The following is a 26,669-nucleotide window of genomic DNA, read 5'->3' as shown; positions in this document are numbered from 1 at the left end:
CCAAAAAGTCAAGCCTGTTTTGACTTCAAAACCAAACGTGCAATGGAAAGAACCACATAAAACGCGAAAAATGCGGCGAGAGCCCAAGCAAAACCATTGGTTCCGTTCAAATCCATCGACACGCCAACGATCTGTGGACCGCTGATCGTGCCAATCGCATAACAGAAAATGAAGGCCGCATTGGCTGAAACAAGGTCAGAGCCGGTCAGACGTGAGCCCAGATGCGTCAGGCCCACCGTGTACATGCCAGAGACGCAGCCGCCCCACAAAAGCAGCATGGAGGCCAGCAAAGCCCAGCTTTGCACCAGAAATGGCAGGGTCAGCGTGCCGACAAAGCCTAAAAGCGCCATCAAACCCAGCAGCAGACGCCGGTCTTTGAGGCGATCGGAGAGCAGGCCGATCGGGATCTGGAAGGCCATGTTGCCCACACCCATCACCGTCAGCAGCAGGGCTGCCTGCGATTCGTTAAAACCTTCGCGCGTCGCATAGATCGGAAACAGCGAAAGGCCGCCGGCCTGCACCGATCCGAACACAAAGGCGGCAGCCGAAGCCATTGGCACCAGCCAGATATAGCGGGCGAAGTGATGATTCGGCTTTTCGTCGAGCCGCGGGCTTTCCTTGCGGGCGAGGAAGATGGGAATCACCGCCAGCAGGATTACACCTGCGCCTGTCACAAACGGCGTGATGCCATCACTGCCAACCAGCGAAAACAGCAGAGGGCCGGCCGCAAAACCAACGGCAAGGCCGGTAGCATACATGCCAAGCACCATGCCGCGCTTTGAGGGAGGGGCGGTGGCATTGATCCAGAATTCGGAGAGAATGAAAAGCGTGGTCGTCGCGCCATGGAAGACGATGCGCAGCGGAAACCACATCCAGAAGGCGTCAGCGAAATAAAAGCCGAGCGCGCTGATGGCCGAGATGAACACGGCAATAATCATCGTGCGCGCCACACCGCAATCATGCGCCAGTCTTGACGTCAGCGGCGCGGCGAGCATCGAGGCTACACCAGCCATCGCAGAGTTCACCCCAATCATCGTCGACGATATGCCGCGCTTTTCGAGAATCATGCTCAGCAACGGCAGGCCAAGCCCTATTGCCACGCCAACGGCGCTGATCGCGGCAATTGCCGCAAACAGCGAAGGCCAGTGAATTTTGTCGGTGGGATAGGTACCGCAGGTTTCAGGCTTTGTCATATAGACCTTCAAAGGTGCTCGCGGACGGCAAGTCCGTGACGCATGAAATAAAACGGTACCGCGTTTTCAAAGGATAGCGCTGGATCAACTATCATGAGCTTTGTGACATCTTCGAGAATGCTGCGCGTAATTTGCGCCATGTTCAGACTGCAAAGTGCGTCCGTGTCAAGCCATGACACGTCAACAAGTTCATCCGTATCGTGTAACGCACCGGGATCTACACCGGCTTCATTGGTAAACGCGCAGAAGAAACGTGTGTCATAGCGCCTGATATGGCCAGGTGGCGTTATGGCGCGTGCCACAAATCGCAGGCGTGAAAGATCCGGCACATGAGTTGTGGATGAACTGGCGCGCAGCCCGGTTTCCTCATGCAATTCGCGCAGTGCTGCCAGCGCGAGCGCCCGTGCGCCACCGGCGCCCAGTGGCCGTGTGACGCGTTTGCGCAGTCCTGAATGCACCATAGGGTCAAGATCGCCGGTAAAGGGCAGGGTGTGGTCGTAACGGTCGCGCCGACCGCCGGGAAAAACATAAACGCCGGGCATGAAAACATGTCCGGCTCCACGTTTGCCCATCAGGATTTTAGGGGTACCGCTGCTGCGGTCTATCAGGATGATCGATGCGGCGTCGCGCGGCCGTGTTGCCGCGAAACGTTGCTCCGGAAGCGTTACACCCCTGTCCGGTGACATTGTTTAGAACGATGAACCGTCGATTTGCACCTTGTCCGGCTCTCGTCCGAAACCATGCATTTTCAGCGCCCATTGCAGGCCGATGACACCGCCCTTGATCGGTTGCAGCGTCACGAGTGCGGCCAGAATGGTGATCGGCACCCAGATGGCGAAGTGTACCCACATCTCCACCGCCATGATCATGTCGGTCATCATGAAACCACCAACGGCAATGTGGCCGAGAATCACGATGGAAATATAGGGCGGCAGGTCGTCAGACCGCTCGTGGTGCATTTCTTCGCCACAGGCTGCACATTCATGCACAGGCTTCAGCCAAGCACGGAAAAGCTTGCCGCTGCCACAGGCCGGGCAGGTGCCGCGAATACCGCGCATGATGGAACGTCCTGTGGGACGGTCGTTTGTCGAGTCGCCAAAAGTCACGGTATCATGGCTGTTATCTGCACTCATGACTGCTTCCTTTTTCTGGCGGCTCTTATCCGCCTGTGTTATCTGCGCCGTCTTGGTGGTCGTGTACCCGGTTTTGCCGATACCCTTGAGGTCTTGCGACCCGCCTTGTGGAAGGACCGCGTAGCAGTTGGCATTTTGCGACCTTCACTCAATATTTCAAACCGAAGCGCACCGGCCAGAGGCACAGCTTCAGCGAGGCGAACCTGAACAGTGTCGCCAAGCTGATAGCCAAGCCCGGTCTTTTCACCTGTCAGAGCCTGATGCGCCTCGTCATAGATGAAATAGTCCGTGCCAAGTGTAGATATGGGTATGAAGCCGTCTGCACCATAGTCAGGTAGCGCGACAAAAAGTCCCGCTTTTGTGACGCCGGAGATTCGACCTTCAAATTCTTCGCCGACCCGCTCTGAGAGGTGGTGGGCAATCAAGCGGTTGATCGTATCCCGTTCGGCGGCCATGGCGCGGCGCTCGAATGTCGAGATTTCGGCCGCAATATCGTCCAGCATGCCTTCTTCGGTTGGCGTGATGCCGCCTTCACCAAAGCCAAGCGAACCGACCAGCGCACGGTGCACGATCAAGTCGGCATATCGGCGGATCGGCGATGTGAAGTGGGCATACTTCATCAGGTTCAGGCCAAAGTGGCCGATATTGTCAGGGCTGTAGATTGCCTGGCTCTGCGAGCGCAGCACCATTTCATTGACCATGATCTGGTGTGGCGTGCCGAGGGCACGCTCCAGAATACCGTTGAATGAGTTGGCACGCATGGCACCACCCTTGGTCATGGAAATGCCAAGGGTGTTGAGGAACTCGCGCAGCGTTTCCTGTTTGGCAAGCGATGGCGTGTCGTGAACACGGTAGACCAGCGGCTGCTTTTTCTTTTCCAGCGTCTCAGCGGCGGCCACATTGGCCTGAATCATCATTTCTTCAATCAGCTTGTGGGCATCCAGCCGCTCTGGAATGATGACCTTGTCCACGGTGCCATTGGGGCGCAACAGGATCTTGCGTTCCGGCATGTCGAGTTCCAGCGGCTGGCGACGATCGCGCCCGCGCTTCATGATCTCATAGGCATGCCACAGTGGCCTGAGGATCGGCTCCAGCAGCGGGCCGGTCTTGTCATCAGGCTTGCCATCGATGGCGGCCTGCGCCTGCTGGTAGGAGAGTTTCGCCGCACTCTTCATCATGATGCGGTGGAAGGTATGGCCAGCCTTGCGGCCTTCCTTGGAGAAGGTCATGCGCACTGCAAGGGCAGGGCGGTCGACGCCTTCCTTCAGCGAGCAGAGATCATTCGAAATACGCTCCGGCAGCATCGGTACGACACGGTCAGGGAAATAGACGGAGTTGCCGCGTTTCAGCGCTTCCCTGTCCAGCTGCGAGCCGGTCCGGACATACCAGGAGACATCGGCAATCGCCACGGTCACGATCACGCCGTCGGGATTGTCAGGCGATGTATCAGGCTCGGCATAAACCGCATCGTCATGGTCCTTCGCGTCGGCCGGATCGATAGTGATCAGCGGCAGGTCGCGCCAGTCCTCACGGTGCGTCATTGTCGCAGCCTTGGCCTCATCGGCCTCGTCCATCACACCTTGCGGGAATATGTGCGGGATACCATGGGCATAGATGGCGATCATCGAGATCGCCTTTTCAGAGGCAACGGAACCGACGACCGACAGTACTTTGGCGCGTGTCAGGCCATAGCGACCGCTGTTGCGGCCAACTTCGACTTCTATCAGATCGCCGTCCTGCGCGGTGCCGACACCTTCCGGGTCGATGACCATTTCATCGCCACGGCGCTCGATCGGCATCAGGCGTCCACCGCCACCGGGGGTGGCTTTGAAAACGCCAAGCAGCGCACCCTGACGGCGGTCAAGAATTTTAATGATGCGGGCCGTATAGGCAGGGCCACCACGATCCTTGGCGGGGAAAATCTTGGCCAGCACGCGGTCGTTCAGACCGGCTGTCGGCGCCTTCTTGCCACGGTCCTGCGATGACTGGCGGATCAGAACGGCGGGGGCAACGCCCTGTTCGTCCAGCCACTCGGCCGGCCGCGCAATCAGTTCGCCATCCTTGTCGCGGGTGGTAATGTCGAGAACGGTGACGGGCGGCAACGCACCCGGCCGTACCAGCGACTTACGGTTTTTCTGCACCATGCCGTCGACTTCAAGCTCCTTCAGCAGGGCTTTCAGTTCGACACGGGTTTCACCTTTCAGGCCAAAAGCCTTGGCGATTTCGCGCTTCGATGCCTGTTCGGGATGGTCGGCAATAAAACGCAGCAGCACGTCGCGCGGCGGTACCTGGCCGTGCACAATGTTTTCGCTTTCGCTCACCCGTTTTCCACGCCCTGTTCTTCCGAACCCATCGTTGGAGGAGCCGGTTGTCTTGCGTGGGGATTTGCTCACGATTCCGCCTTCTTTGCTTTCGGTGCAGCCTTCTTCGCTGCGGTCTTGGGCTTGGCAGCTGTCTTGCTTTTCGCTGCCGCCTTCGGCTTGGCCTTTGCCGTGGTCTCACCATCAGCCGATGCGGCCTTCGACGTTGCCTTTTTTGCCTTTACCGGCTTGCCACCGGTGCCGGTCTTGGCAATGCGCTCGGCAATCAGCACCAGGGCTTCTTCCATCGTCACACTGTCAGGGGCCTGCGCCTTCGGAATGGTGGCGTTGACCTTGCCCCAGTTGACGTAAGGACCAAAACGGCCGTCACGTACGGTAATCGCGCCGCCATCCGGATGGTCACCCAGGGTTTTCAGCGCAGCCGGCGTCGAGCCACGGCCACGTCCCGGTGCAGCCTTCTTTTCGGCAATCACGGTCACGGCACGGTTCAGACCAATCGAAAATACGTCTTCGACGCTTTCAAGATTGGCATAACCACCATCATGCAGCAGGAACGGACCATAACGACCGATGCCGGCAGAAATCATCTTGCCGGTTTCGGGATGCTGGCCGACATCGCGTGGCAGATTGATCAGTGCCAGTGCTTTTTCGTGATCGATCTCTTCCGGTTTCCAGCCCTTGGGCAGGGATGAACGCTTGGCATCCTTGCCTTCGCCACGCTGTATGTACGGTCCGAAACGACCCGAGCGCAGTGTCAGCTCTTCGCCAGTATGCGGATCAGCACCCAATGCTTTTGGTTCGTTGAGAGCGGCCGCATCTGCTTCCGCGCCTTCCGAGTTCAACTGCCGGGTAAAATTGCATTCCGGATAGTTGGAGCAACCAACAAACGCGCCGTATTTGCCGAGCTTGAGAGACAGGTTGCCTGTGCCGCAAACCTGGCAAATGCGCGGATCGGAACCGTCTTCGCGCTTTGGAAACACCAGCGGCGCCAGAACTTCGTTCAGGGCATCCAGCACGTTGGTAACGCGCAGTTCCTTGGTGTCTTCAATCTGTGCAAAGAAGTCCTTCCAGAAATCACGAAGAACCTGCTTCCAGTCCAGTTCGCCGGCGGAAATCCGGTCGAGCTTTTCTTCCAGATCTGCGGTGAAGTCGTACTCCACATATTTGGTGAAGAAGCTTTCGAGGAATGCCGTCACCAGACGTCCACGCGAATGTGGAATGAGCTTGCGCTTGTCGATGACGATATATTCGCGGTCACCAAGCGTTTTCAGCGTCGCGGCATAGGTGGAAGGACGGCCGATACCGAGCTCTTCCATCTTCTTGATCAGCGATGCTTCCGAATAACGCGGTGGCGGTTCGGTGAAGTGCTGGCTGGCATTGATCTTCTGCTTGGCGAGGTTCTCGCGCGCATTGATCTGTGGCAGACGGCCTTCATCGTCACCGTCGTCACTCTGTTCGCCATCTTCTTTCTGGTCGGTATAGGCGGCAATAAAGCCGTCGAAACGTATGACCGAGCCGACTGCGCGCAAACCAGCCTGTTCGCCATTGTTGGTGGCAATAATTTCAACGGTGGTACGTTCAATTTCAGCCGACGCCATCTGGCTGGCGATCGCACGCTTCCAGACCAGATCGTACAAACGGAACTGATCAGGATCAAGAAAACGCTTAACCTGATCCGGCGTGCGGTTGAAATCTGTCGGGCGAATGGCTTCGTGCGCTTCCTGAGCGTTCTTGGCCTTCGTGGAATAGAACCGCGCCTTGTCCGGCACATAACGCGCACCAAACTGCTCGCCGATCGAACTGCGTGCAGCGTCAATCGCTTCGGGTGCCATCTGCACACCGTCGGTACGCATATAGGTAATCAGACCGGCAGTTTCGCCGCCAATGTCGATACCTTCGTAAAGCTTCTGAGCCACCTGCATGGTGCGGGAGGCGGAAAAGCCCATACGCGACGACGCGGCCTGCTGCAGGGTAGAGGTGGTGAAGGGAGGGCCCGGATTGCGCTTGACCGGCTTCGCCTCAACGCTGTCCACGACATAGGACGCGCCTTCGAGAAGGGCTTTCAAGCGGTTGGCGTCATCGCCGGTCTTGATGCCACGGGCCTGCAGGCGCTTGCCATCGGCAGCCACCAGCTTTGCTTCGAATTCGTCACCGCGCGGCGTCTTCAACAGCGCTGAAAGGTTCCAGTACTCTTCGGAAACGAAACGTTCGATTTCCGATTCGCGGTCGCAGACCAGGCGCAAGGCCACTGACTGAACGCGGCCGGCCGAACGGGCGCCCGGCAACTTGCGCCACAGAACGGGGGAAAGATTGAAGCCAACGAGATAATCAAGTGCGCGGCGGGCGAGATACGCGTCCACCAAGGGAATATCGAGATCGCGTGGCTGCGCCATGGCATCCAGCACGGCCTTCTTGGTGATGGCGTTGAACACCACACGCTTGACCGGCTTGTCACCCAGCACCCGCTTTTTCTTGAGCAGGTCCAGCACGTGCCAGGAAATGGCTTCCCCTTCGCGATCAGGGTCGGTTGCCAGAATAAGGCCATCGGATGCCTTCACGGCATCGGCGATATCTTTCATGCGTTTTTGCGACGCGCTATCGACCTCCCAAGACATTTCAAAGTCCTGGTCGGGCAGCACTGAGCCATCCTTGGCTGGCAAGTCCCGCACGTGTCCGAAGGATGCAAGAACCTTGTAGCCTGGGCCGAGATACTTGTTGATCGTCTTGGCCTTGGCCGGAGATTCTACGACGACGACATTCATATTATTGTTTCTCTGGACAAGGTTCCGCCAATAATTCCTGCCGCGCCCTTTGCCGACACACGGCTCTCAAGTCTTTCGACATGGACAGGGAATTGCTCCGGGTCAAGGGGGAAACGCAATTTTCTGTCCTGTAAAACAAATTGTATGAGTGGGTATTCCGGTGCCGTTTTACAATCGAAGATGGTTTTTTGCCCGTTTTCATCCATTGGAAATCAGCGATATCTTGCCCCCGGCATGGCGCTGGATGCGCCCGGCAATGTCCAGTTCCAACAGCACAAGCATGATGGCCGATGCCGTCAGCCCTGTGTGGCGAATAATGTCATCCATCTCGACCGGCGAGGGGCCGAGCGCATTGGCAACCAGCGAACGGTCATCGTCGCGCGGCTCGCTTATGTCGCGGTGTCGGGCCGGTTCACTGATGTTGCTGAACAGCGGCAGATCGGGCGCGACCAGAGGCGAGATCGCATCCAGCACGTCTTTTGCTTCGGTAATCAGCGTCGCACCGTCCTTGATAAGGCCGTTGGTTCCCTGACAGCGCGTGTCGAGCGGTGAGCCGGGAACCGCAAATACCAGCCGTCCGAAATCGCCAGCCAGTCGGGCCGTGATCAGAGAACCGGAACGCTGCGCCGCCTCGACAATGATCACGCCCAGCGAAACACCGGCAATCAATCGGTTGCGGCGTGGAAAGTCGCGGGCACGTGGCTCCCAGCCAAACGGCATTTCACTGATGGTCACGCCGCCATTGGCATATATCTCATCCAGCAGCGAAAAGTTTTCCGGTGGATAGGGGCGGTCCAGTCCGCCGGCCAGCATGGCGACTGTGCCGGTGGAAAGGCTGGCACGGTGAGCGGCCGCATCAATGCCGCGCGCCAGACCGGATGCGATCGTATAGCCTTCACGCCCGCAATCGCGCGCCATCATCGCGGCAAATTTGACACCGTTGATCGATGCGTTGCGCGAACCGACAATGCCAATACTGGGGCGAGTTGCAGTGCGGCCGTCACCTCTCATGGCAATCAGCGGCGGCGCAGCATCAATTTCCTTGAGGGCTGGCGGATAGTCCGCCTCACCAATGCCGACGAAGCGCGCGCCAAAACGCTGGGCGATTTCAAGTTCGCGCTCAGCTTCGTTCAAGGTGGTAATATGAAGGTTACGGGTGGAGCCGCCCCGCCGCGACAGATCGGGCAGGGCATCCAGTGCCTTTTCGGCGCTGCCAAAATGATTGATCAACTGGCGGAAGGTTGCAGGGCCGATATTTTCGCTGCGGATAAGCCTCAGCCATGCAATTTTCTGTTTTTCGGAAAGCGGCATGCCGCTCGGTCTTGCACCGTCATCCGGCATTTCGCGCCCCCGCTTAGGGCCGCACATGCTGTCAGCCCTTTTTCCCTATCTTGCTTTCCGTGCCGGCAATCAGTCTGGCAATGTTTTCGCGGTGTTTCCACCAGGAAATGATGCTCAGCAACGACACCAGCAGGGCCGTCTTTTCCGGGCCCAGTATCCACAATGCAACCGGAATGACAAGCATTGCAACCAAGGCGGAAAGCGAGGAATAACGCGTGGTGAAGGCGCACAGCAGCCATATCAGTGCAAAGGCAAGCATAATGCGCCAGTCAGCACCCAGCAATACGCCGATATAGGTGGCAACACCCTTGCCGCCCTTGAAGCCCAGCCAAACCGGGAACAGGTGACCGATAAAGGCAAAAAAGCCAGCAACCAGCGAGGCTTCATAACCCCAGAGCTTGGCTGCGAGAAGCACAGCAACCGTGCCTTTCAGCGCATCGCCCAACAGTGTTGCGGCAGCCAGCTTCTTGTTGCCGGTGCGCAGAACATTGGTCGCGCCGATATTACCGGAACCGATCTTGCGCACATCGCCCAATCCGGCCATGCGCGTCAAAAGCAGGCCAAACGGAATGGAACCGAGCAGGTAGCCGAGAAGTGCAGCCGCCGCCAGAAGGGCAGGCGCCGTTTGCAATGTCATGAGTTCACTCATTCAGTCCCCCTTATGCGCATCGGCTAGAGAACCGGACCCAATTTCCGGAAAGCCGATGCGTCATTCTATATATAGAGCATTGTTGTGTAGTGTCTTTAAAGACGCCCGTGCTCTACGCGCTGTAAACCAGCCTGCCTGCCACATAGGTCGAAACTGCCCGGCCGCTGAACCGCGCATCTTCAAACGGTGTGTTTTTGGATTTCGACACCAGGGCGTCCCTTGAAACCAGCCATGGCTCGTCGAGATCGATCAGCGTGATATCCGCCTTGGCACCCGGCTTGAGCGTGCCGGCATCCAGACCAAAAATCTGTGCCGGACGGGTCGACAGCGCATCGATCAGGCGCATCAATGGCACATGGCCGCTGTGGTGCAGACGAAGTGCTGCCGCCAGCATGGTCTCCAGACCTACGGCACCGCTTGCCGCATCACCAAACGGCAGGCGCTTGGTGTCAACGTCCTGCGGGTCATGCGAGGACACGATGATGTCGATCGTGCCATCCTTCAGCGCTTCAACCATGGCCATGCGATCATCTTCGGCGCGCAATGGCGGCTGCAGCTTGAAGAAGGTGCGGTATTCGCCAATGTCGTTTTCGTTGAGTGTCAGGTGGTTGATGGAAATGCCGCTGGTGGCTTTGACGCCACGGGACTTGGCAACCTTGATCGCTTCTGCCGATTCCGGCACGGAAATCTTGGCTGCGTGGTAGTTGGCGCGGGTCAGACCGGCAATGCGCAGGTCACGCTCCAGCGGAATGATCTCGGCTTCTTTCGGCACGCCGGACAGGCCGAGCCAGCTTGCAAAAAGCCCCTCATTCATGTCGCCACTGCCGATATATTTGTCGCGGGTTTCAAGGGCGATCACCGCGCCCAATTCACGGGCATAGGTCATGGCACGGCGTAACACCAGCGTGTCGGACAGCGCGTGGCGACCATTGGTGAAAGCAACCGCACCGGCTTCCTGCAACAGGCCGAACTCAGTCATTTCCTCACCCTTCAACCCCTTTGTCAGGGCCGCTGCCGGGTGCACGTTCACGATGGCCTTGTCACGCACCATCTTTTTGACGAACTCGACCAGCGCGATATCGTCAATGACAGGATCGGTGTCCGGCATCATGATGAAGGATGTCACGCCACCGGCGGCCGCTGCACGCGAAGCGGATTCGATGGTTTCGCGGTGTTCTGCACCGGGTTCGCCAATAAACACGCGGGCATCGACCAGACCGGGAACGGCAAGCAGACCCTTGGCGTCACGGACGGTGGCACCTTCAGGCGTGCCCTGGTTTTGCGCATCCTTGCCAGCGGCGAGGATCGTGCCATCGGCGTCGATGATGATCGTGCCGGTTTCATCGATATTGCGGGACGGGTCGATGATACGGGCGTTCTTGAGAACGGTTGCGACGCTCATGCGCGTTCTCCCTGATTTTGCGAAAGAAGCAGGGTTTCCATGACGGCCATGCGCACGGCAACGCCCATTTCCACCTGGCTTTCGATCACGCTCTGTGGGCCATCGGCCACTTCGGAGGCAATTTCGACACCACGGTTCATCGGGCCGGGGTGCATGACCAGCGCGTCTTCCTTGGCGGCTTTCAGCTTTTCGGCATCCAGTCCGTAATAGTGGAAATATTCGCGCACCGAAGGCACGAAGGAACCGGCCATGCGCTCACGCTGCAAACGCAGCATCATCACCACGTCGGCGCCTTTCAGACCCTCCGCCATGGAGTGGTACACTTCCACGCTCATGTCGGCGATGCCGGATGGCAAAAGCGTTGGCGGTGCAACCACACGTACCCTTGCACCCATCTGATTGAGAAGAATGATGTTGGAGCGGGCAACGCGCGAATGCAGCACGTCACCGCAAATCGCAACCGTAATGCCGGATAGACGGCCCTTGGCGCGACGGATCGTCAGTGCATCAAGAAGTGCCTGAGTCGGGTGTTCATGCTGGCCATCGCCGGCGTTCACCACTGAGCAGGCCACTTTTTGCGCGAGAAGTGCGGCGGCACCAGCCGACGAGTGGCGCACCACCAGTACGTCCGGCCGCATGGCGTTCAATGTCATGGCCGTATCGATCAGCGTCTCACCCTTTTTGACGGAGGAGTTGCCAACCGACATGTTCATCACATCCGCGCCCAGACGTTTTCCGGCCAGTTCAAAAGAAGACTGTGTGCGGGTGGATGCTTCGAAGAACAGGTTGATCTGCGTCAGACCACGCAGAGTGGTGGTCTTTTTCTCGCGCTGACGGCTGATTTTGACAGCCTCATCGGCCTTGTCGAGAAGAGTGGTGATATCCTGATGGGAAAGGCCCTTGATGCCAAGCAGATGGCGGTGGGGGAAGAAGACCATGCGGTGTGCCTCCTGACGGGCGCCGCATCTTCCCTTGAAAATGCCCGGAACGCCCGAATGCTGTATCCGTGCGCTCCCATTCGCTGTGAACACGCCTGTGGAGTGCCGCGGAATTCGGTCCTGCGCTCTATAGAGAACGCATCGGCGTGGGGCAAGCGTCCGATGGTGGATGAATGTGAAAACGTGGTGATGTTTCCCCCACTTGCTTTATATCAAGGCGTGAACCGTGATAAATGGGCAGTGTCGGTACAGGTTGAGCGGTCAATACGGCCGTTCAGGGTAAATTGGAAACGATAGATATGCAGTCCTATTCCGCCTTTGCATTTGCCATTCTTGCGCTGTTGCTGACACCGGGCCCGACAAATACGCTTCTTGCCTTGTCCGGCGCCGGGCGAGGGGTGCGCGCATCCTTGCCTTTGATGCTGGGCGAAATCTGCGGTTATCTGCTGGTTGTCGTGCCCCTGACCATGCTGGTATCGGAGTTTCTGGCCACGCACACCGCCATTTCACAGGCAATCAAGCTGTGTTCGGCGGTCTGGGTATCGTTTCTGGCGATTCGCCTGTGGACATTGCCACAGTCGACATCCACCGCACATGCCATCACCGTGCGCCGCGTTTTCATCACCACATGCCTTAACCCCAAGGCAATCATCATCGCACTCGTTTTAATGCCGCAGGGGTCGGTCGCGGAACTTTTGCCCTATATCGCCATGTTTTCCATGCTGATCATCTGTGTGGCACTCGTTTGGTTGTCGGCCGGTTCCTTCTTGATACGCGGCGCCAGCGAACATTCGCCACGGCTGGTACGCTGCATTGCCTCGGTATTTCTGATGGTGCTGTCGCTTGGCCTTGCCGGAAATGTCTTCGGTATTTTGTAAGGCTGGTTGCAAGGCAGAGAAAGTTGCACATGGGGGAATGGAATTGCCACGACAGCTTCTGATGGGTGGCATTATCCAATATGACCCCCATGCAATTTGGAAAAAACTCAGCTAGAAGCAATTCATGACTCAGAATTCCCGGACAGAAGAAGCGCTCGCCGAATTGAATCAACCTGCCCCATGGGCGGGAATCAATGCCTATCGCTCGGACCCTCTTATCGTTGACCTGACATCGGATCTGGCGCGCCCGTTGCGTGACGAATTCGACCAGCTTGGACGCTACGTTACCTCGCCTGAGGCGCAGGAACTTGCCCGCATGGCAAATCAGGGCGTGCCGCAGTTGCGCACCCATGGTCCGCGTGGCGAGCGCCTGGATCAGGTTGAGTTTCATCCGGCATGGCATGCGTTGATGCGCCGTTCCATGGCATCGGGCCTGCATTCCAGCGCCTGGGAAACCAATCCCGATACCCGCGGCAACGAGCATAAGGCACGTGCCACGCGGTTTTATCTGACAGCGCAGCTTGAAGCCGGCCATCTGTGCCCGTTGACCATGACCAGCGCCTCGGTGGCCGCTCTCATGGCATCGCCACGCGTGCAGAAGGAGTGGGCGCCGAAAATCCTGTCGCGCAAATATGATTCGACCAACAAGCCGGCCATGCAGAAAACTGCCGTCACCGTCGGCATGGGCATGACGGAAAAGCAGGGTGGCACCGATGTGCGTGCCAACCGCACCAGTGCTGAACGGGTGGGCGAGGGTATCTATCGTCTGTCCGGCCACAAGTGGTTCCTGTCAGCGCCGATGAGTGATGGTTTCGTCATGCTGGCGCAGATGGGCGATGGCATGGGGTGCTTCCTGGTGCCGCGCATTCTCGAAGATGGTTCGTCCAACGGACTGCGCCTGCAGCGCCTGAAGGACAAGCTCGGCAATCGTTCCAACGCGTCGGCCGAAGTCGAATTCACCGATGCCTTCGGGTACATTCTGGGTGATCCGGGTACCGGCATTCGCACCATTCTCGACATGGTCACGCTGACACGGCTTGATTGCGCGCTGGCATCGGCTGGTATCATGCGCGCCTCGCTGGCGGAAGCGGTGCATTATACCCGTGGTCGTCAGGTGTTTGGCAAAAACCTGATCAGCCAGCCGATCATGACCCGTGTTCTGGCCGATATGGCGCTGGATGTGGCCGCTGCCACGGCGCTGTCTTTCCGTCTGGCGTCTGCCTTTGACAATGCGCGTAACAATCCGGCCGAAGCCGCTTATGCGCGCGTCATGACGCCAGCCGTCAAATACTGGTGCTGCAAGATCGCGCCTGCCTTGATCTACGAATCCATGGAATGCCTGGGTGGCAATGGTTACGTCGAAGAGCGCCCAATTGCCCGTCATTACCGTGAAGCCCCTGTGAATGCCATCTGGGAAGGCTCCGGCAACGTCATGGCGCTGGATGTCCTGCGGGTGCTGGAACGCGGCAAGGATCTGTTCGAATTGGTGTTCAGCGTTCTTGAACGTGACCTTGGGCCATCTGGCAAGAAGACCACCGAAGTTCTGCGTGCCGCCATTGCGCTGTGCGAGCGTGATGAGGGTGCTGCCCGCCTGCTGATCGAACAGTTGGCACTGGCCGCAGCCGCTGCCGAACTGTGCCGACTGGGGGCAGGGCGCATCGCCGATGCCTTCCTGGAAACCCGTCTGGCGGGTGGCTGGCGCTCGACCTATGGCATGCTGGATTCGCGCTTCGACGCCTCATACATCGTCGACCTTCTTTATCCGCCTGTTTCATAAAGCCGACTGCCCATGACAGCCTTGATCGAGAACATCTATGATCCTGCGCTGGTTGAGGGGCAGTCTGCGCGTTTCATCATCCTGACCGGCTGCTCTGGCGGCGGAAAGTCCTCGTTGTTGTCGGAACTGGCAAAACGCGGTTTTGACGCCTGCGAGGAGCCCGGCCGCCAACTGGTCAAGGAACAACTCTATATTGGCGGCGATGCGCTGCCTTGGCAAAACCTGTCGGCTTTCATCGATCTGACGATTTCACGTTCCATCAATTTCATGATCGAGGCAGCCAAACGTCCCGGCGTGACGTTTTTTGATCGCGGTATTATCGATCAGATCAGTGGCGCGGCCCATGCCGGTCTCGAACCAAAACCGTGGTTTGAAACGGCGGCCCGCAGATTCAGGTATAACGAGACGGTATTTGCCGTTCCGCCATGGCGGGAAATCTACCAGACGGACAGCGAACGACAGCATGGTTTTGACGATGCTGTGGCCAGTTACGAAGCCTTGATTCAAAGTTACAGCGATTATGGCTATCGCGTTGTAACGATTCCCAAAACAAATGTTGAGGATCGTGCGGATTTTCTGCTGAAAACAATTTCCAATCGCGATTCTATGCAGTAATCCGGCTAACAGCATGTCTCCCGGTGGTGAAACACACCATGGGCAAAGACAGGCGACAAAACATGACAACAGACAGGTCGCATGAATCAGATTGATGACGCAGCGCGCTGATAACGGCGCACCGCGTTGAAAGTTTTTTTCTGTTTTCCGGCAACAACAACAGACAGTTAGACGCCTTGCTCGAATCGATACTTGAAACAAAACCGGCCCCGCGCATCAAGGATCGCGCCGCGACGGAAAAGATCATCTTCAATGCAGCAAAAGCTTTGCTGGCAGAGGAGGGCTTTCAGGGCTTCGGCATCAACGCCGTTGCGCGCCGTGCTGGCTGCGACAAGCAGTTGATCTATCGTTATTTTGGCGGGCTTGAAGGTCTGGTCGATGCGATTGGCGAAGACCTGGGCTCTTGGGTCAAGGACCGCATTCCCGAAGACACTGGCGGCATGTTTCTGTTGACCTATGGCGACCTGATGGAAAAGCTGGCGCTTTATTTCATGGATGCGTTGCGGGAAGACCCGCTGGTCTGCAAGATCGTTGCCTGGGAAGTGTCTGACAGTTCCCCGCAGGTGACCCGTCTGGCGGAAGCCCGTGCCAAGTCGTTAGCCAAGTGGCTGGAACGCATGAAGGGATCGCTGGCTGCACCCAAGGGTGTTGATACCGCCGCCGTGAACGCCGTCCTGTTCGGGGCAATCCAGCACATCGTTATTTCCGCTGCCACCAGCGGCCAGTTTGCCGGCGTGCCGATGAAGACGTCGAAAGACTGGGAAAAAATCGAAACCGCTGTCAAGCGACTGGTGAGGGGCGTTTACGGCTGAGATCGCCTATCTATCAAGGTATATAAGTGAATCAAAATACAAACCCGTCGGAACTTATCCGACGGGTTTTTGTTGTTTTGGCGGACGGAAAGTTTTCCACAGTTGGACGGCTCTCGTTAACCATGTTTTCATGTTGTGTTTGCGCCATCAATTCTGCAGGTCCACATTACGTTAATGATTTGTTAACCATGCGCCGGTTGAGCGCATGCAGAGGAACCGCCGTGTACCGTTGGATATCCTTGTGCGTCATGATGACGTTTTTTGCATTCTTGCCGTTGGACATTTATGCTCCGACTGTGAACCTGTGTATAATGGCCTTCGCCAGATGGATCGTCGTGTCCGGTCTGCCTTACGGTGTGTTTAATCAGGAGCAGGCGGCATGAAGTGGTTTCTGATTTTGTGGGCCGGGCCAATCACGCTTCTGGGTAGCTGGTACGGTCTGTCATACTACGACATGAGCTTCGGCATCTTCATGCTGACGCGTGAAGCGCATGAGTTGGTGTTCAATATCTATGGAAATATTCTCGGCATTCCGCCCGAGACAATTCCGCCATTGGTGGCACGCGCCATCGTGGTCGACAGCCTGATCGTGTTTGCGATCATGGGCTTTCGCAAGCGCAAGGCCATTGCCAAATGGTGGCGGGGAAATGCTCAGTCTTCAGATGGCAGCGAGATCGTCCTGCCAAGTGCCGACAATCTGTCCAGAGCGCCTTGAAGAATAAAGCTGGCGGCGGCCGAATCGATGCGTTCGGCCCGCTTGGCACGGGAAACATCCATTTCCAAAAGCGCACGTTCTGCCGCAACCGTTGAAAGACGCTCGTCCCAATAGACAAAGGGCAGGTCGGTTTTTTCACCCATTGAGCGCACGAAGGCGCGGGTTGCCTGAACACGTGGTCCCGCAGAACCGTCCATGTTCATCGGCAGGCCTATAACAAAGGCCAGAACTTTTTCCTTCGCCGCGAAATTCAGCAAAACCTGCGCATCCTGCGTAAACTTTACCCGTTTGATCACCGGGCGAGGGGTGGCAAACCGTCGTGAAAGATCCGACATGGCAAGGCCTATGGTCTTTGTGCCAAGGTCGAGACCTGCAATGGCCTGGCCCGGTTTCAGAACCTGCGCCAGTTCCTCAATGGTAATGTTCGCCATGGTTCTGCCCTGTCATGATGTGTTTATCGTTGCTGACATATGACATTTTCTACCGTAACAGAAACGAAAATCTGAATTGAAATCAGGAGATACACGATGAAACTGACATGGCTTGGTCACTCCGCTTTCCGTCTTGAAACCGGAAATGCCAAAATTCTCATCGATCCGTTCCTGACGGGTAACCCATCCTTCACCGGCCAAGACGCCAAGGATGTGGCAAGCGGTATCACCCATATCCTTTTGACTCACGGTCACGGTGACCATGTTGGCGATACGGTGCGCTTGGCGCAGGAGACGGGTGCCACGGTTCTGGCCAATGCCGATCTCGGTGCATGGCTTGGCACCAAGGGTGTTGAAAAGATCGAAGTCGGCAACACCGGCGGTACCGTCGCGTTCGAAAAGTTCGGCTTTTCCGCCACCTTCACCAATGCACTGCATTCTTCCGCACAGATCACCGAAGACGGCGTTTCGCACGCACTGGGCAATGCCAACGGCCTGATGCTGCATTTCGAAGACGGTCCAACTGTCTACCACATGGGCGACACGGATATCTTCTCCGACATGGCGCTGATCAACGAGCTGCACCAGCCTGAAGTTGGTCTGGTGCCGATCGGTGACCGCTTCACCATGGGTGGTGCGGTTGCAGCGCTTGCCTGCCAGCGCTATTTCAACTTCCGTTATGTCGTGCCTTGCCACTATGGCTCGTTCCCGGTTGTCGATCAGACACCGGAAAAGTTCGTCGCTGGCATGGAAGGCGCCCAGTCCACGGTTGAAACGCCGAAAGCCGGGGCAAGCATCACGTTCTGATATTCTACCGTTGCGAATGACGGGCATGAACATTATAGCGAAGTGAAGCAGTTTCAGGAAAACCGGCCGCCGGTTTTTGCTGGAAACAGCACAAGAACACGAAAGGGCCGGTCACAGCTCCCGAAAGGGCGGTTACCGGCTCTGGATATTCCATCGGAGAAGAAACATGTCCGTCGATCTCGCCACCGTAAAACGCGTTGCGCAACTTGCCCGTATTGCCGTCACCGAAGACGAAGCAAACCAGATGCTGGGCCAGCTGAATGGCATCCTTGGCTTTGTGGAGCAGCTCTCGGAAGTGAATGTCGATGGCGTTGAGCCAATGACGTCAGTTACGCCGATGGAGATGCGCAAGCGTGCCGATGCCGTGACTGATGGCAACAAGGCGGAAGACATTGTGGCCAATGCGCCGGTGTCCGAACGGAACTTCTTCATGGTTCCAAAGGTCGTCGAGTAAGCCTTGGATATACTGGCGCGAAACGCGTGACGCAGTTTCGCAAATGCCAGTGCCAGATAGGAACTTGATAACCGAATTTGCCAGTCCGATTTTCTAAAATTCGAAAGCCGTTGCCGATATGACCGAACTGACCAGCCTCACCATTGCCGAAGCACGCGAGAAACTGCAGGCGAAGGACATTACCGCCGTCGAACTGACGGACGCCTATCTTGCGGCTATTGATGCTGCCAATGAAAAGCTGAACACCTATGTCGCCACCACGCCTGAAAAGGCACGTGAGATGGCAAAAGCGTCTGATGAGAAGTTGGCAGCCGGCAAGGGCGGTGCGCTCGAAGGTATTCCGCTTGGCGTCAAGGACCTGTTCGCCACGCGCGATATCCACACGCAGGCCTGCTCGCACATTCTCGATGGCTTCAAGCCAAAGTACGAATCGACAGTCACGCAGAACCTGTGGGACGCCGGTGCGGTTCTGCTGGGCAAGCTGAACATGGACGAGTTCGCAATGGGCTCTTCCAACGAAAGCTCTTATTACGGTCCGGCCATCAACCCATGGCGCGCCAATGGTTCTGACCAGAACTTGGTGCCCGGCGGTTCGTCCGGTGGTTCGGCCGCTGCCGTTGCTGCACATCTGTGCGCCGGTGCAACCGCAACCGATACTGGTGGCTCCATCCGTCAGCCTGCTGCCTTCACCGGCACAGTCGGCATCAAGCCAACCTACGGCCGTTGCTCGCGCTGGGGTATCGCAGCCTATGCATCCTCGCTCGATCAGGCCGGTCCGATTGCCCGCGACGTGCGCGACGCAGCCATCCTGTTGAAGACCATGGCAAGCGTAGACACAAAGGATACAACGTCGGTTGATCTGCCGGTGCCGGACTATGAAAAGGCCATTGGCCAGTCGCTGAAGGGCCTCAAGATCGGTATTCCAAAGGAGTACCGCATCGATGGCATGCCGGAAGAAATCGAAAAGCTCTGGGCACAGGGTATCGAGTGGCTGAAGGATGCGGGCGCCGAGATCGTCAACATCTCCCTGCCGCACACCAAATACGCTCTGCCAGCCTATTATATCGTCGCACCTGCCGAAGCCTCTTCCAACCTTGCTCGTTATGACGGCGTTCGTTACGGCCTGCGCGTTGACGGTGGCAACATTGCCGAAATGTACCAGAACTCCCGCGCTGCCGGTTTCGGCAAGGAAGTTCAGCGTCGTATCATGGTTGGCACCTATGTGCTGTCGGCCGGTTATTACGATGCCTATTACCTGAAGGCGCAGAAGGTTCGCACGCTGATCAAGCGTGACTTCGAAAACGTCTTCCATGAAGGTGTTGATGCCATCCTGGCGCCAATCACCCCGTCGTCTGCATTCGCCATTGGTGATGAGGAACTGGCATCGGATCCAGTCAAGATGTACCTGCAGGACGTGTTCACCATTACGGTCAACATGGCTGGCCTGCCGGGTCTTTCGGTTCCGGCCGGTCTTGATGGCAAGGGTCTGCCGCTTGGTTTGCAGCTCATCGGCAAGCCTTTCGAGGAAGAAACGCTGTTCAAGACAGCTCATGCCATTGAACAGGCGGCAGGCAAGTTCACGCCTGCCAAGTGGTGGTAAGCACCTTTTACATTCGCGCTATGAACGAGGCTGACCGTGAAGCGGTCGGCCTTGTTGGTTTTCGGGCATGGCAATCCAGCAATGCATTCGAGGATGTCTATCTCGATCCATCAGTCATTGAGCGTGTCCAGGGCGAATTTGCGCAATTTGCCGCTACATCAACCAGCGATATCGCAGTGGTCGAGATCGACGGTGAGATTGCCGGCTGGGGTGCGCGTGATGGTGAGCCCAACCACATTTCTGACCTTTGGGTGGGCCCCGAATGGCAGGGGCGTGGCTTCGGTCGGGCACTGGTTGAGCATTTTCTGCAGAAGATGCGCGCAGCCGGCATCGGGACAGTGACGATCAGCACCCATGCCAAAAACGTCTCAGCAATCCGCCTTTACGAAAGGTGCGGTTTTCGTATCGTCTGGCAGGGCCAGCAATGGTCTGACAGCATGAAAGTGGAACTGCAAAAGGTGCGGTTGGAACAGGTGCTCTAATCTGCGGAGATGCACCGGGCAGCAATGCTACTGCCCGGCACAGCCATTTACCTGTTGTCGAGTTCACCGCGTACCAGTTCCAGCCCGCGTGTGGTGATGCGATAGGGCTTGCCACTGGCAGACGCGATGGCCCGCTTGTGTTTCAGCTTGCGGAAGGTCTCGAGGTTGAGGCCGCTGAAAACCCAGCCGTCACGGGTGTAAAGGCTCAGCTTTTCGATTTTGCGATTGTCGTCTCGAACGAGTTCTATTCTGCCGCCTTGCGCGAGCAGGTGAAGGATGCGCTGTTCGGCGCGTGAAATGTCCATTTTCGGAAATCCGGTCGGCGTCCTCAAGGACGCATGAAAACACACCCGGGTGCCACAAAAGCATCCGGCTCGGTTTCATTTGGGCCCGGCGCGCAAGATACTTGCGGGCAGGGCCGTTACCGGGACTCCGATTGAGAGAACATAAAGGCTCCTTCGTTACATTTTCTGGTTAGCGAGCAGGGCCGCCAAGGTCAAGTCCAGGTGATTCTCGTGTTGTGCGCATCCTGTTTCAATCCGTGTTGCTGTGTTCGCATGGCCACAGAACACGGCCACGGCGGTAAATGAGACAACTCTCAAATATACATGTTGAATGAAGAGCTTGGCGAAAGCTTGTACTGGTCAAATGCGGGAATGAATGGTCTACTGCAACCGGACGATCGGAGGTAGCATTTGGTCAGCATACGCAATGCGCGGGAAGACGAAGCGGCATCACTTGCAGCCCTGGGGTTGCGGGCCTGGGAAATGGCCATGGCGCCGATTGGCGTTACCAAAGCGCTCAGTGAAAACGCCCGATCTGCCTTTGAAAATTTCACGCTGTCCTCGTGGCTGAGCATTACGGTCGCGGAACTGGATGGCGAAATTGTCGGCTGGGCGGCCCGCGAACACTTCGATGACAAGATCAGCGATTTCTGGATCGGGCCGGAATATCAGCGCAAAGGCGTGGGGGCACTGCTGCTTGCCGATGTCGAGCGGGAAATTATCGAGCAGGGCTTCACATCGGTGCGGGTGGAAAGCCATGCCCAGAACGAGCAGGCCATCGCTTTTTTCCAGAAGCATGGCTACAGCGTGAACTGGTTGACCGTGACCTATGCGCCGAAGCTGGACCGCGACGTGCAATCCATCGGCTTGAGCAAGCAGTTGGTCGAGGAGCCGAAGGATACCTACGGCCCCGGATTTTGAGGTGTTGCACAGCCGCCCGAATTATGGGGCAGGCGACACGATCTCATAGGTGCATTTGAACGAGCTGGCGGCGATCCGGTAGGTGTCCTTTTCGTCTGACGGCACCTGCACAATGGCATCGCCCGGCTTGGCAACCATGCTTTCACCCCAAGGCGCGGTGAAGGTAAAGGCGCCGGTTTTCTCCGACACGATGAAATAGTTCATCTCGCTGCCGAGCGGCTTGAAGGCGCTGTAACCCTGCGCATCGGCCGGTGATTGCGCCTCGCCATAACGCTGTGGAAACTTGGCGGCCTTGACCAGTATCTCCTCGTTGCCGGTTTCCGGGCAACGGTTGCGAACAACCCAGTCACCGGCTTCTGCCGGTTTGGATTTGGTTTCGACACCTTCACCCTTGATGATGGTGACGATAACCTCTCCCGCCACTGCGGGGCGGGCATCGACGTCCTTGGTCTTGCGGGCAATGCCCGTCAGCTTCTGTGCCTTGGCGTCGGTCATAAGGGCAACCTGATCCTTGACCGGTGCATCCTGGGCAGGCGCCATGCCGGCAAAAAAGAGGCTGGCTGCGAGTGATCCGTAAAAGAGGGAAGTTTTGTTCATGGCGATGATCTCTGTGTGAGGCGCAAAACGCTGACGGAACCGATAGAGTATGGTGCGATACCCAATATATTTTCCAATTGTGTGACAAGGCAACTTGTCCCGGCTTCAACAGCGCGACAAGTCTTGCGCATGCAGCACATTTGTTTTACCCCACAAACAGAAAAGAATGTATCCCGCGAGCTTGATATGACCCTTGTAGATGTGCGCACACCAGATCCGAAACGCTTCATTCCCGGTGCTACCGGCGATTGGGAAATTGTAATCGGAATGGAAGTCCACGCACAGGTTTTGTCCAATTCGAAACTGTTCTCCGGCGCATCCACGTCGTTCGGCAATGCGCCGAACGCCAACGTGTCGCTGGTTGATGCTGCCATGCCAGGCATGTTGCCGGTCATTAACCAGGAATGTGTCGCACAGGCCGTTCGTACAGGTCTTGGCCTTAAGGCCCAGATCAACAAGCGTTCGATCTTTGACCGCAAGAACTATTTCTATCCGGATTTGCCGCAGGGCTACCAGATTTCGCAGTTCAAGGACCCGATTGTCGGCGAGGGCAAGATCATCATCTCGCTCGGACCGGACCGTCAGGGCAATTTTGAAGATATTGAAATCGGTATCGAGCGTCTGCATCTGGAACAGGATGCCGGCAAGTCGATGCATGACCAGCACCCGACAATGTCGTTTGTTGACCTTAACCGTTCGGGCGTTGCCCTGATGGAAATCGTCTCCAAGCCTGACATGCGCTCCGCCGATGAAGCCAAGGCCTACATGACCAAGCTGCGCGCCATCGTGCGTTACCTTGGCACCTGCGATGGTAACATGGACGAAGGCTCGATGCGCGCTGACGTCAACGTCTCCGTGCGCAAGCCGGGCGGCGAGTTTGGCACACGTTGCGAAATCAAGAACGTCAACTCCATCCGTTTCATCGGTCAGGCCATCGAATCCGAAGCCCGTCGTCAGATCGGCATTCTCGAAGATGGCGGTTCGATCGATCAGGAAACTCGCCTGTTCGATCCGGTCAAGGGCGAAACCCGCTCGATGCGCTCCAAGGAAGATGCGCATGACTACCGTTATTTCCCTGATCCAGACCTGCTGCCGCTGGAATTCGATGACGCTTTCATTGAAAGCCTGAAGGCTGACCTGCCGGAACTGCCTGACGACAAGAAAGAGCGTTTTGTCAGCGAACTCGGCCTGTCGGTTTATGACGCGTCCATTCTGGCGTCTGAAAAGGCAATTGCCGATTATTATGAAGCCGTTGCGGCTGGTCGCGATGCCAAGCTGGCTGCGAACTGGGTTATCAACGACTTGCTGGGCGCCTTGAACAAAGCCAGCAAAGGCATTGAAGAGACTCCTGTTTCTGCCGATCAGCTCGGTGGCATCATTGACCTCATCAAGGCAGAAACCATTTCCGGCAAGATCGCCAAGGACCTGTTCGAAATCGTCTGGAACGAAGGCGGCAACCCGGCAGAGATCGTTGAAAGCCGTGGCATGAAGCAGGTGACAGACACCGGCGCCATCGAAAAGGCTGTCGATGAAATCATCGCCGCCAACCCGGATCAGGTCGAGAAGGTCAAGGCAAAGCCAACCCTTGCCGGCTGGTTTGTTGGTCAGGTTATGAAGTCTACCGGCGGCAAGGCCAACCCACAGGCCGTCCAGGCTCTGGTCAAGGCCAAGCTGGGCATAGAAGAATAAGGTCGTTTTGACAGAGATGGGGCCGGGACCGGAAAAGGTGCCCGGCCTTTTCTTTTTTAGAAAAAGGAATTTTATCATGTTTTTCGTTCGCACCGCGAGTGAGCGCGATATTGAGAAAGTTCGCACATTGCTGGCCCAGACATGGCACGCTACCTATGACCCGCTCTACGGTAAGGACAAGGTCACGCAGATGATTGCCAGCTGGCATTCGCCACAGGCCATCAAGGAGCGCATCGAGAAAAAGGGCGGGGAGTTTCTGGTTGCGGATGACGGCAAGCGTCTGGGCGGCATGGGATATGCTGCCATGTCCACCAAGATGACCAAGACGGCATTGTTGTATCAGCTTTATGTTGCGCCGGAATTCCAGCGCCAGGGCGTTGGCCGGGACATTTTTGCCGAACTGGAAACCTGCTTTCCCGACGCGGAAATCATGCGCCTAGAGGTCGATCCCAACAACAAGCCCGCGATTGCCTTCTATCAAGGTGTTGGTTTTGTCGAGGTCGATGAAATCGATCGTATGGCCGGCGTTGACGGTTTGCCGGGCATTGTCATGGAAAAGAGCCTGCGCAGATGAAGATCTCGGCCGAACAACTGACGATTCGCGAGGCGCAGGAGCGTGATATTCCAGCGCTTGCCGCCATTTACGCCGCTGACGAGGTTGGCTCGCACGGCGACACGACCGACCCGGAGGCGCTTGCTGATTACAGCAGGGCCTTTGATGCCATTGCCGCATCTCCCAATGAAAGCCTCTATGTGGTGGAGTTGGAAGGCGAAATCGTTGGTACGTTCCAGACGGTCATTCTCAACAAGCTGGTCGGCCGTGGATCGGTTTCCATGGCCATGGAAGCCGTGCAGACGCGGTCTGACATGCGCGGGCAGGGTATTGGCGCCATCATGGTCGATTACTGCATCGACAAGGCAAGAAAGCTGGATATCGGCACGGTGCAGCTCGTTTCGAACGTGGCCAGGCTGGACGCGCATCGCTTTTACGAACGGCTTGGCTTCGAGCGGCGACATTTCGGCTTCAGAATGAAGCTGAAATAACATTGTGATGATTGGAAATACTGGACAATCGCGCCGCATGGCGGCATAAGCTGATGCCAGCATGCTGCGCTTTCGTAGGCGCTTGCATGGGCAAGCCGAAGGAACGGATATGAAGACTCTTATCACTCAAATCTTCACCTGGTGGAATGGCCAGACGATCGGAGCGCGCTTTCACACATGGCGTTTCGGCAAGAAGGTAGGGCAGGACGAGTTGGGTAATATCTACTACGAAGGCGGCACCACCTCCTGGGGCATGCCGCGTCGTTGGGTTGTTTACAACGGCTACGCAGAAGCTTCCGCAATTCCGCCAGGCTGGCACGGCTGGATGCACTACCGCACCGATGTGCCTCCTTCGCAGGAAGACTACAAGCCACGCGACTGGCAGAAGGCACACCAGCCAAACCTCACAGGCACGTCGCAGGCTTATCGCCCGAAGGGCTCGCTTGCTGTTCCTGGCGAACGTCCTCGCGTGACTGGCGACTACGACGCCTGGACACCGGGCAACTGAATCAGGCTGCTGCACGCTTTTCGCCATATTCGCACTATAGCTGGAAAGCAGGTTTGCTTTGGCGTGCTTGCGGTTTCAATTCTTGAGGGACGGTTTGATATGAGGAAATTCACGCGGGATGGTTCTTTGCGTGTGCTGGCTGTTATTGCACTGGCATGCCTGCCTTCCCTCGCAGTGGTGAACAATGCCGTTGCGGAGCGTATTTCCAACAAGGTTGCTGTCTTCTCCGGTATCGACAAGATCACCGGCCGCATCACGTCTTTTGATGTTTATATCGATGAAACCGTACAGTTCGGCGCGCTGCAGGTGACACCGAAGGTCTGTTATTCGCGCGACGAAACCGAAGCGCAGAAGATCGATTCGTTTGTCGAGGTCGATGAAATCACCCTCGATCGTAAGGTGCGCCGCATCTTTACCGGCTGGATGTTCGCAGACAGCCCCGGTCTCAATGCCGTTGAACATCCGATCTATGACGTGTGGCTGACGGGCTGCAAGCAGCAGTCGGAAGTCGTCGCTCCATCGCAGACCAACTGAGAGAGCCGCCGCGCTCCTCGGAAAACCTCAGACTTTTCAAAACCGACACATGACGAGCAAGCGCCTCTGCCTTTTATCGGCACGCGCTTTTTGTGCTGAAATCTCGGTGGTGTCGTGATAGTCCGTGAAGAGCTCACGCCGCAGGTGAGGGGCTCAGAGGCGAGTTCTTAAAACCGAATCGTCGGCCGGTCGACTGCCTTTTCCAGCAGCTTGGCATAATCTGCCTTGGGAACGTCGATGGCACCGAAGGTCATGAGATGTTCGGTCGTGAACTGCGTATCGAGCAGGGTGAAGCCCTTTTCCCGCAACCGCTCGACCAGATAGACGAGGCAGATCTTCGACGCGTTGGTACGTCGGGAAAACATGCTTTCACCGAAGAATGCCGAGCCTAGAGACACCCCGTAAAGTCCGCCAACCAGTTCATCGCCTTCCCAAGCCTCAACACTGTGGGCGTGACCCATCATGTTCAACTCGCTGTAAAGCGCGCGGATGGTGGCATTGATCCAGGTGCTGGGCCGGTCGGAGGCTTCCGCCGCGCAACCGCCAACCACGGAATCAAACGCCGTGTCGAAGCGGATATCGAACGGTTTGCGCCTGATGGCTTTGGCAAGACTTTTGGAAACATGGAAAGCGTCGAGAGGAATGATGCCTCTGACTTCTGGCTCGACCCAGAAAATCTCCGGGTCATCAGCCGAATCGGCCATGGGAAACAGGCCAACGGAATATGCGCGCAGCAGTATCTCGGGTGTTATTTCCGCGTTTCTGCTGCGTCGCCCAGCCAT

At 57.0% G+C, this 26,669-nt stretch carries 28 protein-coding genes; 15 read left to right on the top strand and 13 right to left on the bottom strand.

Annotation, left to right across the window (positions count from 1 at the left end):
* Positions 1 to 8: 8 nt before the first annotated feature.
* From HGO37_RS07420 to HGO37_RS07380, 9 genes are all read right to left on the bottom strand, one after another.
* The gene (locus HGO37_RS07420; protein ID WP_250982784.1) at positions 9 to 1,193 is read right to left on the bottom strand and encodes an MFS transporter; all 1,185 of its coding nucleotides are present in this window, start codon (positions 1,191 to 1,193) and stop codon (positions 9 to 11) included.
* Positions 1,194 to 1,201: 8 nt separating this feature from the next.
* On the bottom strand, positions 1,202 to 1,879 hold the full coding sequence (locus HGO37_RS07415; RefSeq protein ID WP_250982783.1) for an NUDIX hydrolase: 678 nt from the start codon (positions 1,877 to 1,879) through the stop codon (positions 1,202 to 1,204).
* Positions 1,880 to 1,882: 3 nt separating this feature from the next.
* Positions 1,883 to 2,326: a DUF983 domain-containing protein gene (locus HGO37_RS07410; RefSeq protein WP_250982782.1), complete on the bottom strand. Its 444-nt coding sequence runs from the start codon at positions 2,324 to 2,326 to the stop codon at positions 1,883 to 1,885.
* Positions 2,327 to 2,364: 38 nt separating this feature from the next.
* Positions 2,365 to 4,719 carry a ribonuclease R gene (rnr, locus tag HGO37_RS07405; RefSeq protein ID WP_250982781.1) on the bottom strand — a complete coding sequence of 785 codons (2,355 nt, stop codon included), beginning with the start codon at positions 4,717 to 4,719 and terminating at the stop codon, positions 2,365 to 2,367.
* Complete coding sequence (gene topA / locus HGO37_RS07400; protein ID WP_250982780.1) at positions 4,716 to 7,409, bottom strand: type I DNA topoisomerase; 2,694 nt, start codon at positions 7,407 to 7,409, stop codon at positions 4,716 to 4,718. Before topA ends, rnr begins: the two co-directional genes overlap by 4 nt.
* Positions 7,410 to 7,607: 198 nt before the next feature.
* A complete protein-coding gene (dprA, locus tag HGO37_RS07395) occupies positions 7,608 to 8,750 on the bottom strand; it encodes a DNA-processing protein DprA (protein WP_250982779.1) in 1,143 nt (380 codons plus the stop codon).
* Between the two features lie 31 nt (positions 8,751 to 8,781).
* Positions 8,782 to 9,399: a glycerol-3-phosphate 1-O-acyltransferase PlsY gene (gene plsY, locus HGO37_RS07390; protein ID WP_250982778.1), complete on the bottom strand. Its 618-nt coding sequence runs from the start codon at positions 9,397 to 9,399 to the stop codon at positions 8,782 to 8,784.
* Positions 9,400 to 9,511: 112 nt separating this feature from the next.
* The gene (locus HGO37_RS07385; protein WP_250982777.1) at positions 9,512 to 10,801 is read right to left on the bottom strand and encodes a dihydroorotase; all 1,290 of its coding nucleotides are present in this window, start codon (positions 10,799 to 10,801) and stop codon (positions 9,512 to 9,514) included.
* Complete coding sequence (locus HGO37_RS07380; RefSeq protein WP_192487590.1) at positions 10,798 to 11,739, bottom strand: aspartate carbamoyltransferase catalytic subunit; 942 nt, start codon at positions 11,737 to 11,739, stop codon at positions 10,798 to 10,800. Before HGO37_RS07380 ends, HGO37_RS07385 begins: the two co-directional genes overlap by 4 nt.
* A 299-nt stretch (positions 11,740 to 12,038) precedes the next feature.
* On the opposite strand from HGO37_RS07380, the gene HGO37_RS07375 reads away from it, so the two are divergent.
* The 5 genes from HGO37_RS07375 to HGO37_RS07355 all read left to right on the top strand — a co-directional run bounded on the left by HGO37_RS07375 (position 12,039) and on the right by HGO37_RS07355 (position 16,536).
* On the top strand, positions 12,039 to 12,617 hold the full coding sequence (locus tag HGO37_RS07375) for a LysE family translocator (RefSeq protein WP_250982776.1): 579 nt from the start codon (positions 12,039 to 12,041) through the stop codon (positions 12,615 to 12,617).
* A gap of 124 nt (positions 12,618 to 12,741) precedes the next feature.
* On the top strand, positions 12,742 to 14,394 hold the full coding sequence (locus tag HGO37_RS07370; RefSeq protein ID WP_250982775.1) for an acyl-CoA dehydrogenase family protein: 1,653 nt from the start codon (positions 12,742 to 12,744) through the stop codon (positions 14,392 to 14,394).
* Positions 14,395 to 14,406: 12 nt separating this feature from the next.
* Positions 14,407 to 15,009, top strand: coding sequence for an AAA family ATPase (locus HGO37_RS07365; RefSeq protein WP_250982774.1), 603 nt, complete (start codon positions 14,407 to 14,409; stop codon positions 15,007 to 15,009).
* Between the two features lie 176 nt (positions 15,010 to 15,185).
* On the top strand, positions 15,186 to 15,821 hold the full coding sequence (locus HGO37_RS07360) for a TetR/AcrR family transcriptional regulator (RefSeq protein ID WP_192487887.1): 636 nt from the start codon (positions 15,186 to 15,188) through the stop codon (positions 15,819 to 15,821).
* Positions 15,822 to 16,200: 379 nt separating this feature from the next.
* Positions 16,201 to 16,536 (top strand): DUF6105 family protein, encoded by a 336-nt coding sequence (locus HGO37_RS07355; RefSeq protein ID WP_192487594.1) that lies wholly within the window; start codon positions 16,201 to 16,203, stop codon positions 16,534 to 16,536.
* Here HGO37_RS07355 and ruvX read toward each other — a convergent pair.
* Positions 16,473 to 16,967, bottom strand: a complete 495-nt coding sequence (ruvX, locus tag HGO37_RS07350; protein WP_250982773.1) for a Holliday junction resolvase RuvX — start codon at positions 16,965 to 16,967, stop codon at positions 16,473 to 16,475. The genes HGO37_RS07355 and ruvX overlap by 64 nt on opposite strands.
* Positions 16,968 to 17,063: 96 nt before the next feature.
* Here ruvX and HGO37_RS07345 point away from each other — a divergent pair, with 96 nt between their 5' ends.
* The 4 genes from HGO37_RS07345 to HGO37_RS07330 all read left to right on the top strand — a co-directional run bounded on the left by HGO37_RS07345 (position 17,064) and on the right by HGO37_RS07330 (position 20,310).
* Positions 17,064 to 17,774, top strand: a complete 711-nt coding sequence (locus HGO37_RS07345; protein WP_250982772.1) for a metal-dependent hydrolase — start codon at positions 17,064 to 17,066, stop codon at positions 17,772 to 17,774.
* Positions 17,775 to 17,940: 166 nt separating this feature from the next.
* Positions 17,941 to 18,228, top strand: a complete 288-nt coding sequence (gene gatC, locus HGO37_RS07340; RefSeq protein WP_192487597.1) for an Asp-tRNA(Asn)/Glu-tRNA(Gln) amidotransferase subunit GatC — start codon at positions 17,941 to 17,943, stop codon at positions 18,226 to 18,228.
* Between the two features lie 118 nt (positions 18,229 to 18,346).
* On the top strand, positions 18,347 to 19,828 hold the full coding sequence (gatA, locus tag HGO37_RS07335; RefSeq protein ID WP_250982771.1) for an Asp-tRNA(Asn)/Glu-tRNA(Gln) amidotransferase subunit GatA: 1,482 nt from the start codon (positions 18,347 to 18,349) through the stop codon (positions 19,826 to 19,828).
* Positions 19,829 to 19,848: 20 nt separating this feature from the next.
* Positions 19,849 to 20,310 carry a GNAT family N-acetyltransferase gene (locus HGO37_RS07330; RefSeq protein ID WP_250982770.1) on the top strand — a complete coding sequence of 154 codons (462 nt, stop codon included), beginning with the start codon at positions 19,849 to 19,851 and terminating at the stop codon, positions 20,308 to 20,310.
* 47 nt (positions 20,311 to 20,357) lie between these two features.
* Here HGO37_RS07330 and HGO37_RS07325 read toward each other — a convergent pair whose 3' ends face one another.
* Positions 20,358 to 20,615: a YjhX family toxin gene (locus tag HGO37_RS07325; protein ID WP_250982769.1), complete on the bottom strand. Its 258-nt coding sequence runs from the start codon at positions 20,613 to 20,615 to the stop codon at positions 20,358 to 20,360.
* Between the two features lie 390 nt (positions 20,616 to 21,005).
* Here HGO37_RS07325 and HGO37_RS07320 point away from each other — a divergent pair, with 390 nt between their 5' ends.
* Entirely contained in the window at positions 21,006 to 21,515 is a 510-nt protein-coding gene (locus HGO37_RS07320) for a GNAT family N-acetyltransferase (RefSeq protein ID WP_250982768.1), read from the top strand.
* Between the two features lie 21 nt (positions 21,516 to 21,536).
* Here HGO37_RS07320 and HGO37_RS07315 read toward each other — a convergent pair whose 3' ends face one another.
* Complete coding sequence (locus tag HGO37_RS07315; protein ID WP_250982767.1) at positions 21,537 to 22,112, bottom strand: hypothetical protein; 576 nt, start codon at positions 22,110 to 22,112, stop codon at positions 21,537 to 21,539.
* Positions 22,113 to 22,298: 186 nt separating this feature from the next.
* Here HGO37_RS07315 and gatB point away from each other — a divergent pair, with 186 nt between their 5' ends.
* The 5 genes from gatB (at position 22,299) to HGO37_RS07290 (ending at position 25,887) form a co-directional block, all read left to right on the top strand.
* Positions 22,299 to 23,801 (top strand): Asp-tRNA(Asn)/Glu-tRNA(Gln) amidotransferase subunit GatB, encoded by a 1,503-nt coding sequence (gatB, locus tag HGO37_RS07310; protein ID WP_250982766.1) that lies wholly within the window; start codon positions 22,299 to 22,301, stop codon positions 23,799 to 23,801.
* 76 nt (positions 23,802 to 23,877) lie between these two features.
* A complete protein-coding gene (locus HGO37_RS07305; RefSeq protein WP_192487602.1) occupies positions 23,878 to 24,375 on the top strand; it encodes a GNAT family N-acetyltransferase in 498 nt (165 codons plus the stop codon).
* The gene (locus HGO37_RS07300) at positions 24,372 to 24,845 is read left to right on the top strand and encodes a GNAT family N-acetyltransferase (protein WP_250982765.1); all 474 of its coding nucleotides are present in this window, start codon (positions 24,372 to 24,374) and stop codon (positions 24,843 to 24,845) included. The genes HGO37_RS07305 and HGO37_RS07300 overlap by 4 nt, the downstream gene beginning before the upstream one ends.
* A 109-nt stretch (positions 24,846 to 24,954) precedes the next feature.
* A complete protein-coding gene (locus tag HGO37_RS07295; protein WP_192487604.1) occupies positions 24,955 to 25,353 on the top strand; it encodes an NADH:ubiquinone oxidoreductase subunit NDUFA12 in 399 nt (132 codons plus the stop codon).
* Between the two features lie 99 nt (positions 25,354 to 25,452).
* Positions 25,453 to 25,887, top strand: coding sequence for a DUF2155 domain-containing protein (locus tag HGO37_RS07290; protein ID WP_250982764.1), 435 nt, complete (start codon positions 25,453 to 25,455; stop codon positions 25,885 to 25,887).
* 167 nt (positions 25,888 to 26,054) lie between these two features.
* Here the strand turns inward: HGO37_RS07290 and aat are convergent, their stop codons facing one another.
* Complete coding sequence (gene aat / locus HGO37_RS07285; protein WP_192487606.1) at positions 26,055 to 26,669, bottom strand: leucyl/phenylalanyl-tRNA--protein transferase; 615 nt, start codon at positions 26,667 to 26,669, stop codon at positions 26,055 to 26,057.

Source organism: Rhizobium sp. CG4, from assembly GCF_023701965.1.
Lineage (GTDB): Bacteria > Pseudomonadota > Alphaproteobacteria > Rhizobiales > Rhizobiaceae > Agrobacterium.
Note: the sequence above shows the minus strand (reverse complement) of the source record. Positions and strands in the feature narration are given on the sequence as shown.